At 71.8% G+C, this 12,544-nt stretch carries 9 protein-coding genes and 2 pseudogenes; 7 read left to right on the forward strand and 4 right to left on the reverse strand.

Translation table 11 applies throughout. The features are described from left to right. Positions 1-3 precede the first annotated feature (3 nt). Positions 4-2,394 (reverse strand): SpoIIE family protein phosphatase, encoded by a 2,391-nt coding sequence (locus ABZ725_RS06090; RefSeq protein ID WP_358801560.1) that lies wholly within the window; start codon positions 2,392-2,394, stop codon positions 4-6. 225 nt (positions 2,395-2,619) lie between these two features. Here ABZ725_RS06090 and ABZ725_RS06095 point away from each other — a divergent pair. Continuing rightward, positions 2,620-3,030 (forward strand): annotated as a pseudogene (locus ABZ725_RS06095) (sugar-binding domain-containing protein); the annotation flags it as partial. Between the two features lie 99 nt (positions 3,031-3,129). Here ABZ725_RS06095 and tnpA read toward each other — a convergent pair. Beyond that, entirely contained in the window at positions 3,130-3,558 is a 429-nt protein-coding gene (gene tnpA, locus ABZ725_RS06100) for an IS200/IS605 family transposase (RefSeq protein ID WP_358801561.1), read from the reverse strand. A gap of 23 nt (positions 3,559-3,581) precedes the next feature. Here tnpA and ABZ725_RS06105 point away from each other — a divergent pair, with 23 nt between their 5' ends. After that, on the forward strand, positions 3,582-4,862 hold the full coding sequence (locus tag ABZ725_RS06105) for a transposase (protein WP_358801562.1): 1,281 nt from the start codon (positions 3,582-3,584) through the stop codon (positions 4,860-4,862). Between the two features lie 38 nt (positions 4,863-4,900). After that, a pseudogene (locus tag ABZ725_RS06110) lies at positions 4,901-5,242 on the forward strand (beta-galactosidase); the annotation flags it as partial. Positions 5,243-5,438: 196 nt separating this feature from the next. On the opposite strand, the gene ABZ725_RS06115 reads toward ABZ725_RS06110, so the two are convergent. Continuing rightward, positions 5,439-5,996 (reverse strand): cysteine hydrolase family protein, encoded by a 558-nt coding sequence (locus tag ABZ725_RS06115; protein WP_358801563.1) that lies wholly within the window; start codon positions 5,994-5,996, stop codon positions 5,439-5,441. A 180-nt stretch (positions 5,997-6,176) separates the two neighbouring features. Here ABZ725_RS06115 and ABZ725_RS06120 point away from each other — a divergent pair, with 180 nt between their 5' ends. The 4 genes from ABZ725_RS06120 (at position 6,177) to ABZ725_RS06135 (ending at position 11,273) form a co-directional block, all read left to right on the forward strand. Then, positions 6,177-8,417, forward strand: a complete 2,241-nt coding sequence (locus tag ABZ725_RS06120; protein WP_358801564.1) for a glycoside hydrolase family 9 protein — start codon at positions 6,177-6,179, stop codon at positions 8,415-8,417. A gap of 108 nt (positions 8,418-8,525) precedes the next feature. Beyond that, positions 8,526-8,771, forward strand: a complete 246-nt coding sequence (locus tag ABZ725_RS06125; RefSeq protein WP_351917470.1) for a hypothetical protein — start codon at positions 8,526-8,528, stop codon at positions 8,769-8,771. 3 nt (positions 8,772-8,774) lie between these two features. Beyond that, on the forward strand, positions 8,775-9,152 hold the full coding sequence (locus tag ABZ725_RS06130; RefSeq protein WP_351917472.1) for a toxin Doc: 378 nt from the start codon (positions 8,775-8,777) through the stop codon (positions 9,150-9,152). 471 nt (positions 9,153-9,623) lie between these two features. Beyond that, positions 9,624-11,273, forward strand: a complete 1,650-nt coding sequence (locus ABZ725_RS06135; RefSeq protein ID WP_358801565.1) for an RICIN domain-containing protein — start codon at positions 9,624-9,626, stop codon at positions 11,271-11,273. 81 nt (positions 11,274-11,354) lie between these two features. On the opposite strand, the gene ABZ725_RS06140 is transcribed toward ABZ725_RS06135, so the two are convergent. Beyond that, positions 11,355-12,524 (reverse strand): lactate 2-monooxygenase, encoded by a 1,170-nt coding sequence (locus tag ABZ725_RS06140; RefSeq protein ID WP_358801566.1) that lies wholly within the window; start codon positions 12,522-12,524, stop codon positions 11,355-11,357. Between the last annotated feature and the right edge of the window lie 20 nt (positions 12,525-12,544).

The following is a 12,544-nucleotide window of genomic DNA, read 5'->3' on the forward strand; positions in this document are numbered from 1 at the left end:
GCCTCACTCCTCCTCGAACAGCGACAGCTCCGCCCAGATCGTCTTGCCGTCGGGGGTGTGCCGGCTGCCCCAGCGCTGGGTGAGCTGGGCCACCAGGAGCAGCCCGCGGCCGCCCTCGTCCCAGGTCTTCGCCCGGCGCAGATGCGGGGCGGTGTGGCTGTCGTCGGACACCTCGCAGATCAGCGTCGTCGTGTCGTGGATCAGCCGTAGCCGGATGGGGCGGGAGCCGTACCGGATGGCGTTGGTGACCAGCTCGCTCACCACCAGCTCGGTGGTGAACGACGCCTCGCTCAGCCCCCAGTTCGACAGCTGCTCGACGACCTGTTTGCGGATCGGCGCGACCAGCGCGGGGTCGGGCGGGACCTCCCAGGTCGCGACCTGGGAGGCGGGCAGGCCCCGGGTGCGCGCGAGCAGCAGGGCGACGTCGTCGGCGGCGCCGCCGGGCGGGAGCAGGGTGCCCAGGATCCGGTCGCAGGTCTCGTCCAGGGAGTCCGACGGCGCCGCGAGCGCCTCGGACAGCAGCCGTCGAGCGGCGTCCACGTCCCGCTCCCGGGACTCGATCAGACCGTCGGTGTAGAAGGCGAGGACGCTGCCCTCGGCGAGCTGCAGCTCGGCCGACTCGAACGGCAGTCCGCCCAGGCCCAGCGGGGGACCGGCGGGCAGCTCCACCTGCCAGGGCGTGCCGCCCGCCCGGAGCAGCACCGGCGGGGGATGCCCGGCCCGCGCCAGGACACAGCGCCGCGACACGGGGTCGTACACCGCGTACAGACAGGTCGCGCCCATCTCGCCGGGGCTGCCCTCGACGCCGGCCTCCTCGGACAGTCTGACCACCAGGTCGTCCAGGTGGGTCAGCAGCTCGTCGGGGGCGAGGTCGATGTCGGCGAGGGTGCGCACGGCCGTGCGCAGCCGGCCCATGGTGGCGGAGGCCTGGACGCCGTGCCCGACGACGTCCCCGACGACCATGGCGACGCGCATCCCGGACAGCGGGATCACATCGAACCAGTCGCCGCCGACCCCGGCGCGGGCGGCCGGCAGATAGCGGGAGGCGGCGTCGACGGCGGCCGTGCGGGGCAGGGTGCGCGGGAGCAGGCTGCGCTGCAGGGCGAGGGCCGTCTCGCGCTCACGGGAGTACCGGCGGGCGTTGTCGATGCACACGGCGGCCCGGGCCGTGACCTCCTCGGCCAGCAGCACGTCGTCCGGGGTGAACGGGTCGGGCCGGCGGAACCGGGTGAGGACGGCGACGCCGAGGGTCACGCCGCGCGCCCGGATGGGCACGGACATCGTCGCGTGGACGCCGAGCTCCCGCACCCGGGCGGCGCGCGCGGTGTCCCAGGTCAGCCAGGCGTCCAGCTCGCCGCCGGCCACCGTGCGGACGATGCTGTGCCCCGCGACCAGCGAGTCCGCCTGCGGCGACCCCGCCGGGTAGTCCTGCGCCTGGCCCGGATCGGCCACGGCCTCCGGGGTGCCGGGGCTGACCGAGTGGTGCGCGGTGCGCCGCAGCCGCAGCGGCGGTGCGAACCGGGCCGGGGGTTCCACGCCGTCCTGCGGGTCGAGCAGGTCGATGCTGACGAAGTCGGCGAGCGCGGGGACGCAGACCTGCGCCAGTTCCTGAGCCGTCCGGGTCACGTCGAGGGTGGTGCCGATGCTCAGGCTCGCCTCGTTGACCAGCCGCAGCCGTTCGCGGGCCAGGTAGTGCTCGGTGAAGTCATGGCCGGTCAGACAGACGCCCTGGACCCGGCCGGCGGCGTCGGTGAGCGGGGCGATCCGGGTCAGATGGGCGGAGGCGTTCTGCAGGCCGCTCGGGCGGAGGTAGTTCTCGATGTCCCGCGGCCGGCCCGTCGCGAGCACATCGCCCAGCTGTTCCTCGAGTTCGGTGTTCTCTCGGCGGACGCCGATGTCGGTGATCCTGAGACCGTCGACCGGGTGGGCGGGCAGGTCGATCAGCTCGGCCATCCGGTCGTTGATCCAGCGCAGCCGCAGTTCCCGGTCGCAGACCAGCATCGGGCAGGGGGACTGTCTCATCGCCGCCGAGGTCAGCGCGTCGTCCGGCGGGTCGAGGTCCGCGGCCGCCGGTGGGACGACGGCCTGCCAGCCGTGCGTCGGCCGGCGCAGGGCGAGCAGCCAGACGGACACGGCGTGGCCGTCGCGGTGCCGCAGGGTCAGGGAGCCGCTCCATCGGGGGCCGGCCGGCGCGGCGAACGTGCTCGCGGGGGCCTCGGTGCCGGCGTCGGCGTCGGCGTCGGCCAGGAAGTCGGCGGCGGGGCGGCCCACTGCCTCGGCCGCCTCGTACCCCAGCAGCCGGCGGGCGCCGGCGCCCCACCGGACCACGTTCCCCCGGTCGTCGATGACGGCCCGCGCGGTCGAGGCATCGTCGAACGGATCCACCGGGCTCATCGTCGCCACTCCATCGCCCTTACGCACAGTGAACAAGTGCATAACTCGGGCTCCAGCCTAGTGCGTGGAGGTTGTGCGCGACCGGGTGCCCCGCCTGACGGTCGGGGCGGCCGGGACAGAAGGCGCTTTCCGTGCCCTTGACGGGCAGGAGTGGCCCGTCGTCAGATTCTGTTTGTTATCGATCAGTTGTGAGTACTTCTGGTTCCTGATGAGGGAGAGCCGACCATGACGGTCACTCGCAGATCGGTCCTACTCGCCTCCACGGCCGCACCGGCCGCCGGAGCGCTCCTCGGCACCCCGGCGGCGCAGGCCGCCGAGGCCGTCGCGAGCGCCCCCGGCCGTCGCACGGTCCCGCTGCGCGACGGCTGGCGGTTCGCGCTGGCCAACCCGGGCGGGATCACCGACCCGACCGGGCAGTACGCGGACGCCGCCGCCCCCGGCTACGACGACTCGACCTGGCGTGCGGTGGCGGTCCCGCACGACTGGAGCATCGAACAGACGCCCACCACGCAGCACGGCACGACCAGCGGCACCGGCTTCTTCCCCGGCGGCCTGGGCTGGTACCGCCTCGCCTTCACCCTGCCGCCCGCCGACGCCGACAAGCGGATCTCGATCGAGTTCGACGGCGTCTACATCTGATCTTGGCCAGTGCTCCGTCCTTCAGGGCGGGGGTGAAGGGCATCCTTGGCCCGGAGGCGCGAAGCGCCGGAGTGTTCTGCGTCTCCGGGGTGACGGTCAGACGGGGCGCTGCTGGTTTTCGATGTACTGCTTGACGACGGTCAGGGGTGCCCCGCCGCATGATCCTGCGAAGTAGGAGCCGGACCAGAAGTGTCCGCCCCACAGGTACTGGCGGACATGGCTGTCGTACTCCTGGCGGAGCCGCCGGGAGCTGACGCCCTTGAGGGAGTTGACCAGCTTGGAGAGCTGGGCTTTGGGCGGATAGTGCACGAGCAGGTGGACGTGGTCCTGTTCGCCGTTGAACTGCTTCAGCTCGGCCTCGAAGTCGGCGCAGACCTCCCGCATGATCTCTTCTGTCCGGGTCAGCATGGCGTCGGTGAACGCTCTCCGCCTGTATTTAGTGACGAAAACCAAGTGAACATGCAGGTTGTAAACAACATGGCGACCGGTTCTGACATCGGGATGAGGGTTCCAGCGGGGTGACATAAACCAACGCTAGGGTCTCGATCGTGAGTCACAACATCCTGGTCAAGCGGCAGTTCGGGCACCGTGCCCGGCTTGCGCTGTCGCCTGCCGGGGTTCGCGCGGCGGATGATCAGGCGCACGCGGCCCGCACGATGTGGAACCTGCTGCACGCGTGGTGGCGGATGATGCCGAAGGAGAAGCGGACCCTCGCGAACGTGGACGCCGCAATTCGCCAGGCCCGCCAGGACATCGACTTCTTGGCCGTCCTGCCCGCGCAGGCCGCGCAAGCGGTGCTCAAGACGTACTTCCAGGCGTGGAAGAACTGTTGGGATGGCCGCGCCGACGCCCCGAACTTCAAGGGCCGCCCCCGCACGGTGATGTCCGTGGACATTCCGCAGGGCCTGGACCTGAACATCACCCGCGTGCACCGCCGGTGGGGCATGGTCAACATTCCCAAGGTGGGTCGGGTCCGGTTCCGGTGGACCCAAGACCTCCCCGTCGGCAAGCGTGCGGGCGCGGAGAACCGGATCACCGGGGCACGGCTGGTCAAGGACGCGCTCGGCTGGCACATCGCCTTCCGTGTCCAGACCCTGGAGGTCAAGCCCGATCCGCACCAGGGGCCGGACGTCGGCATCGACGTGGGCGTCATCGTGCCCATCGCCCTCTCGGACGGCGAAACCTACGAGCACGGCGAATGGCTGACCGGCAAGGAGCAAGCCAGGCTCCTGCACCTGGAGCAGCGTGCCGCGCAGCGCAAGCGCCACCGCAGGCCCGGCGAGTGCACCAGCCGCCGACTGCACCGCACCTACGACCAGATCGCAGGACTGCGCGCGAAAGCCAAGCGCCGGGCCCTGGACTGGCAGCACCAGACGACCACCGCCATCGCCCGCACCTACGGCACCGTCGTGGTCGAAGCGCTCACCATCACGAACATGGTCAAGTCGGCCAGGGGAACCATCGAGGAGCCGGGGAAGAGCGTCGCCCAGAAGTCCGGGCTGAACCGCTCCATCAGCCAGGAGGCCTGGGGTCGTACGGTCACGATGCTGACGTACAAGACCGCCCACCTCGGCGGCACCTTGGTCAAGGTCCCCGCGCCCGGCACCTCCAGGCGCTGCTCGGCGTGCGGCTTCACCACACCCGGGAGCCGGGAGTCCCAGGCCGTGTTCGTGTGCAGGAGCCCGGGCTGCGGCTGGTCGGGCAACGCCGATCACAACGCAGCACGGAACGTCTTGCACCTGTACCGGATGGGCCTCGCGCTCGTCCCGGCTGCCGGGAGGGCAGTCGTCAGGCGCGCCAAGCGCGTCAAGCCCGCTGCCGCGAGGTAAGCAGGAATCTCCCGGCTTCAGCCGGGAGAGCACTTCAAATGGACTCCTACGTCTGCTGCAACGGTGCCGAGGTCGGCCGCCACCCGTACGGGTACACCGGCTTCGCCTTCGACCTCACCGATCTGCTGCACACCGATGGCGTCACCGAGGACGTGATCGCGGTCAAGGTGCAGAACAGGCTCCCGAGCAGCCGCTGGTACTCCGGCAGCGGCATCTACCGCGAGGCCCGCCTCGTCGTCACCGAGCCGGTGCACGTGGCCCGCTGGAGCACCCACGTCACCACCCCCGAGATCACCGACGACCGGGCCGTCGTCCGGGTCGCGACCACCGTCGCCGACGCGTCCGGCGCCGGCGCGGACGTCGAGGTCGTCTCCCGGATCCTCGCTCACCTTCGCCCCCGTGCGCGGCTCGAAGTTGCGCCTGACCCTGACCAGCAGCGCACCCGGTGCGGTCCAGGGCGCCGTCCGCATCAGCAGGTGGGAGGCATAGCCGACCCGGTCGGAGAGGGGCAGGCGGTGTTCGAGGCCGAGAGGAACCGACCGGACACCGCCTGCCCCCCAGCCCGCGTCGGCTGCCTCAGCCCGCCTCGAACGTCACCTTCGCCGTGTCCACCGTGCCCGCGCTGCGGCCGGGCGCGCTCTGCCAGGACCAGTACAGGTTGGTGTGGGCTATCACCTGCTCCGGGGCCGGAGCGCCGTACGCACTGAGGTCCTCCGTGGTGTGCGCGTCGCCCACCAGCGTGGCGTCGTACCCCCGCACGAGGGCGCCGTGCAGGGTCGAGCGGATGCAGGCGTCCGTCTGCGCCCCCGTGACGACGACCCGGCCCACCCCGCGCTTGGCGAGCACCGACTCCAGCTCGGTGTCCTCGAAGGAGTCGAAGTAGGTCTTGTGGACGAGCGGTTCGGAGTCGAGCCGGACCAGATCCTCGACGTACTCCCAGTTCTCGCTGCCGCGTTCGAGGTCGTCGCCGGAGTGCTGCACCCAGACCACCGGCACGTCCTGCGCGCGCGCCGCGTCGATCAGGGTGCCGATGTTGGCGATCACCTCGTCACGCCGGGGCGTGCCCGCCACCAGGCCCTTCTGGACGTCGACGACGAGCAGGGCGGTGTTCGGCCGGTCGGGCAGGGTGGTCATGGCGGTTCCCCGTTCCTCTTCGTGCGCTCGATGAGTACTCCTGCCGCCCACACTAGGACGCACCACTGACAACGGCCTCGAGGTCATCTCGTCCCACCTGTTGACGGAGTGTCATGACTGCAACAAACATGTCCTGTGACCCTCCCTGGGAGCGCTCCCACTGGACCGAGGAGCCCGGACGTGAAACGACGCAGAACCGCCCTGCTGTCCCTCGCGGCCCTGCTGGGCGCGGCGCTCACCGCGCTGCCCGTGCAGCAGGCCGGCGCCGACGAGGTCGAGCAGGTCAGGAACGGCGGCTTCGACACGACCGCCGACCCGTGGTGGACCAGCAACGTCACCCCCGCTCTCACCGACGGCCGGCTCTGCGCGGACGTGCCCGGCGGCACCGTCGACCGCTGGGACTCCGCCGTCGGCCAGGACGCGATCACCCTGGTGAAGGGGTCGTCGTACCGCTTCTCCTTCAGCGCCTCCGGAGTGCCCGAGGGGCACGTGGTGCGGGCGATCGTGGGCCTCGGGGTCTCCCCGTACGACACCTGGTACGAGGCGACCCCGGTGCTGGACGCGGCGGGGGACTCGTACTCCTACACCTTCACCTCGCCGGTCGACAGCGCACAGGGGCAGGTCGCCTTCCAGGTCGGCGGGAGCGCGGATCCCTGGCGGTTCTGCCTGGACGACGTGTCGCTGCTGGGCGGGGTGCCGCCGGAGGTCTACGAGCCCGACACCGGGCCGCGGGTACGGGTCAACCAGGTCGGCTATCTGCCCGCCGGGCCGAAGAACGCCACGCTCGTCACGGACGCCGCCGCGAAGCTGCCCTGGCAGCTGAAGAACGCCGCGGGGGCGACGGTCGCGCACGGCTGGAGCGTGCCGCGCGGCCTCGACGTCTCCTCCGGGCAGAGCGTCCACTCCATCGACTTCGGCGCCTACCGCAAGCGCGGCGCCGGCTTCACGCTGGTCGCCGACGGCGAGACCAGCCACCCCTTCGACATCGGCACGGCCGGCTATGAGCGACTGCGGCTGGACGCGGTGAAGTACTACTACACCCAGCGCAGCGGCATCGAGATCCGGGACGATCTGCGCCCCGGCTACGGCAGGCCGGCCGGCCATGTGGGCGTGGCGCCCAACCAGGGCGACTCGGCCGTCCCCTGTCAGCCCGGCGTGTGCGACCACACCCTCGACGTCACCGGCGGCTGGTACGACGCCGGCGACCACGGCAAGTACGTCGTCAACGGCGGCATCGCCGCCTGGGAGCTGCTGAGCACCTACGAACGCTCCCTCGTCGCCCGCACCGGTCGGCCGGCGGAGCTCGGCGACGGCACGCTCGCCCTCCCCGAGAGCGGCAACCGGGTGCCGGACATCCTCGACGAGGCCCGCTGGGAGTTGGACTTCCTGCTGAAGATGCAGGTGCCGGACGGGCAGCCCCTCGCCGGCATGGCCCATCACAAGATCCATGACGCACAGTGGACCGGTCTGCCGCTGCTGCCGAGCGCCGACCCGCAGAAGCGCGAACTGCACCCGCCGACCACGGCCGCGACCCTCAACCTGGCCGCGACGGCCGCCCAGGCGGCCCGCCTCTACCGGCCCTACGACAAGGCGTTCGCGGCGAAGGCGCTGACGGCGGCGCGCAAGGCCTGGGCGGCGGCCCTCGCCCACCCGGACGTCCACGCCGACCCGGCCGACGGCAACGGCGGAGGCGCCTACAACGACGACGACGCGACCGACGAGTTCTACTGGGCGGCCGCCGAGCTGTATCTCACCACCGCGGAGCAGCAGTTCGCCGACCAGGTGCTGAACTCCCCGGTGCACACCGCCGACGTCTTCGTCCCCAACGGCTTCGACTGGTCCCGTACGGCCGCCGCCGGCCGGCTCGACCTCGCGACCGTCCCGAACAGGCTGCCCGGCCGGGACAAGGTGCGCCGATCGGTGGTGCGGGGCGCCGACGCCTACCTCGCCACGCTGGCCGCACAGCCGTACGGGATGCCCTACGCGCCCACCGGCAACCGCTACGACTGGGGCTCCAGCCACCAGGTCCTCAACAACGCCGTGGTGATCGCCACCGCCTACGACCTCACCGGCGCCTCGAAGTACCGGGACGCGGCCGTCCAGAGCATGGACTACGTCCTCGGCCGCAACGCGCTGAACATCTCGTACGTGACCGGCTACGGCGACGTCGACTCCCACAACCAGCACAGCCGCTGGTACGCGCACCAGCTCGACCCGAACCTGCCGAACCCGCCGGCCGGGACCCTCGCGGGCGGAGCGAACTCGAGCATCCAGGACCCCTATGCGCAGAGCAAGCTGCAGGGGTGCGTGGGCCAGTTCTGCTACATCGACGACATCCAGTCCTGGTCGACGAACGAGACCGCGATCAACTGGAACGCTGCGCTGGCCCGGATGGCCTCCTTCGTGGCGGACCAGGGGTAGCCGGTTCGATCAGGAGTGGGCAAGGTCGAACACCTTCCGGTACCGCGCGGTCATCATGTTGACCTGGGGATATTTACGAGTAAGTACCCGCGAGGTACCGTGAAGGGCATGCCAGCCCTCAATGTGGAGTTCAGCGATCGCGAGCTGGAGGACCTGCGGCAGATCGCCAAGGAACGCGGTACGTCGATGAAGGCACTCGTGCGAGAGGCGGCCGCGGCCGACATCGCGCGGCACCGGGCGCTCCAGGAGGGCGCGGAGGCCTTCCGCAGGTTCTTCGCGTCCCATGCCGACGAATTCGCCGCCGCCTTCCCCGACGACGAACGTTCCGCCCAGGGCGAGGGGCGGGTCGCCTGACCGATGACATCCGTCATCCACATCGACGTGCCCTGGCTGCTCCAGCGCCACGAAGAGGTACTCCCCGAGCAGCCCACCATCAACGACTTCTCGGCACTGGTCGCCGCCGTCGCCCGACACCGGGTCGACCCGCCGAAGCTCGGCGTGGACTCGGATCCGGCCTGGCGGGCCGCCGCGCTGCTGCACACGCTCACCCTGCTCAAACCCCTGCCCTCGGCCAACGCCCGGTTCGCCTGCGCGACGGCGGTGGCGTACATGTTCACCAGCGGGGTCGGCATCGATCCGCCGTACGGCGCGCTCGTCGACCTCGCCCGGGACCTGATCGACGGCAAGACCGACGTCTACGGGGCGGCGGACCGGTTGAGGTCCTGGCAGATATAGGTCTGCGCGGTGGTCTGCGCGGTGGTGCGGCAAGCGGTTCGGGCCGCCGGCCCCGGGCGGGAGGAGCAGGGCCGGCGGCCGTTTCGCGCAGGAGAGCCGCCGTCCTGCGCGGGGCCTCCGAGGAAGTGGCCGGTTCCAGCCAACTACCTGGGCCGGTGTGCCGGGAGCGTGCGCGGCACTCCGCTGCGTGCGCGTGTTTCACACGGGGCGCAGGGGCGGATTTCGGCCGGGACGCCGCGACCGGTTCTCGGGGCCGCCGAAAGGCGCGATGAGCGGTGGGAGTTGGTTCCGCTTATCGACTTTCCCTCAACAAAGCGCAGCTTCAGCCGCCGCCTTGTTGTGCACGACTTAGTTGTGTAAAGGTGAAGGACCCGTGCGGGGGGTCGAGGCCGGGCCCCCTGCGTTCGTCGGCGGAGGCGAACTCACGCTCCCTGCCGCACCGAACAGGTACGTACCAAAGGAACTCGCTCAGTGCCCACCGCTCAACCTCCTCTTCCGCCGTATCCGCCGCCGGGCGCGGGCCCCGGAGAGTCCGACGAGTCCCTCGCCGCCGGGATACGCGGTGGCGCGGACAGCGAGGTCGCCCAGTCCACCGCCCTGCTGATCGCCCGGCACTGGCGGCCGGTGCACGAGTACGCGGCCATCTGCCTCGCCTCCTCCGGGAACGTCGCGTCCATGCTCACCGCGGGCGCCTTCCACCAGGTCCTCGACCGGCTCAAACTGGGCGAGCCCGGCACCGCGCTGCGCCCCCGGCTGCTGGTGACCGTGCGGGACATGGCCGGGCTGTGGTCCGCCGACGAGGGGCTCTCCGGCGTGCTGCCGGTGCTGCGCAAGCCGGCCGGCGCCCGGGGGATGCGGGCCGCGAAGTCCATGACCCCGGAGAACCGGGTGCTGGCGGAACGCTCGTTCCAGGGCCTGCCCGCGGTCGCCCGCTGCGTCCTGTGGCACGTGGAGGTCGAGGCCGAGCAGATCACCGTCGCCGCCGGGCTGCTCGGCATGGACACCGACGCCGTGTCTGCTGCCCTCGAACAGTCGCGGGACAAGCTCCGCGAGGGCGTCGTCCGCGCGCACGCGGAACTCGCGCCGAGCAAGGACTGCCGCTTCTACAACCGGCTCCTCGACGTGCCGATCCGGCGCGGCGGCGATCTCCTGCCGGATGTGCGCAAGCACCTGGACGAGTGCCGCTACTGCCGTTCCGCCGCCGAACAGCTCGGCCACTTCGAGAGCGGTCTCGGCCTGCTGCTCGCCGAGGCGGTGCTCGGCTGGGGCGCGCGCCGCTACCACGACACCCGTCCCGGCCGCACCAAGCAGCAGACCGTACGGCTCAAGGGTTCTGCCCGGCACCGCGGCGGGGGCGGCACGCGCGGGAAGCGCGGCGGCAACCTGCTCTCGCGCATTCCCTCGCCCCGCCGCCGGACGTCCGGGGAGGCCCGCTCGCCGCGTTCGCCGCGCACGCTGTTCACCGGCGTCGGCCTGGCCTCGGCCGGGCTGCTGACGACCCTGCTCGCGGCCGGTATGTGGTCGGACGGCGGCGGCGCCGACCCGGCCGCCTCCACCAGCGGCAGCGTCCCCGATGTCGACTCGCCGTCCGCCACCGCCGGGTCGACGGCCCCCGACACCGCCCAACTGCCCACCGCACCGCAGCAGACGCGGCTGCGCAACGCCGCCGCCGACCTGTGCCTCGACATCAGCGGCGAGGCCCAGGCGGGCGCCGCCGTCGAACTGGCCGCCTGCTCGTCCGACGACACGCAGTTGTGGTCGTACAGCGACGACGGACAGTTGCGCAGCGCGGCCCACCCCGACCTGTGCGTGGACTCGCACGTCGACGCCGGCGTGGTCATGCTCGGCGCCTGCGCGGACGCCACCGACGCCCGCGGCGACGACGTCCGCTACGACCTCACGGTCCAGGGCGAGTTGTTGCCCCGCTGGGACGACGCACTCGCCCTGGCGACCGCCGGCGAGGTCGCGGGCTCCGACGTCGTCGTCAAGGTCCGCGACCACTCCACGGGCCAGCGCTGGCTGACCGACACCCCCACTGCCACTGCCGGCTCCCTCGCGGTCACCGGCACGGACGCACCGCCGTCGGCCCAGCCGATCGACCTGGTGGACGGAACGGCCTGAGCGACGGACCCGGGGTTCGGCGCCGGCGTGTGGGTCGCGTCCGAACCCGTCCCGTCCTGTCCGCACGGCGTCGGCCGGAGCTCACCGCGTGTCGTCGGCCAGGTCCGCCGGGCCGACGGTCGACGGAACGGCGTGGCCGGACAGGGCCAGGGTGAGGTCGAACTCGGCGAGCAGGCACCGGATCACGTGCTCGACGCCTGGTTGACCGTCCAGGCCGAGTCCGTAGACGTAGGGCCGGCCCAGCAGTACCGCCCGCGCGCCCAGGGCCAGTGCTTTGAAGACGTCGTCGCCGGTGCGGATCCCGCTGTCGAACAGGACGGTCAGCCGGTCGCCCACCGCCGCCGCGATCCGGGGCAGCGCGTCGGCGGCCGCCACCGAACCGGCCACCTGCCGGCCGCCGTGGTTGGAGACCACCACGCCGTCCATCCCGGCGTCGGCGGCCAGTCGGGCGTCGTCGGGGTGCAGAACGCCCTTGAGGACGATGGGCCCGTCCCAGTTCTCCCGCAGGAACGCCAGGTCCGGCCAGGTCTTGGCGGGGTCCGCGAACAGGCCGACGAAGTGCAGGACGGCCGCGTTCGGATCCTCGTGCACCGGCTTGGCCAGGCCCGCGAGGAAAGCGGGGTCGGTGAAGTAGTTGGCGGTGCCCACACCGTGCAGGAACGGCAGATAGGCCTGGTCCAGATCGCGCGGCCGCCAGGCCAGCATCGGGGTGTCCAGGGTGACGACGAGCACTGTGAACCCGCTCGCCTTCGCCCGGCCGAGGAGACTCCGGGTCACCTCACGGTCCTTCGACCAGTACAGCTGGAACCAGCGCTCGGCGTCCCCCATCGCCTCGGCGACCTGCTCGACGGGTGTGCTGGACGCCGACGACAGGATGTACGGCACCCCCTGGGCGGCCGCGGCCCGGGCGGCCGCGGACTCCGCCTCCGGGTGCATGATCGACAGCACGCCCACCGGCGCGAGGGCCAGCGGGGCGGGCAGGGCGCGGCCCAGCACCTCGACCGACAGATCCCGCTCGTGCACGTCCCGCAGCATCCGCGGCACGATCCGGCGGCGCTCCAGGGCCGCCCGGTTCGCCCGCGCGGTGCTGCCGTCCCCCGCGCTGCCCGCCACATAGCCGACCGGACCCGGCCCGAGGCGCTGCTCGGTGAGCGCCTCCAGCCGGGTGAGGTCCGTGGGCAGCCGGGGCACCGCGCCCGTCATCCCGTTGAGATAGATCTCGTACTGGAAGTCTCCCCAGTGCTTGGCCATCCCGTCCGTCCCGCCTCTCG

Source organism: Streptomyces sp. NPDC006872 (assembly GCF_040635845.1).
Lineage (GTDB): Bacteria > Actinomycetota > Actinomycetes > Streptomycetales > Streptomycetaceae > Streptomyces.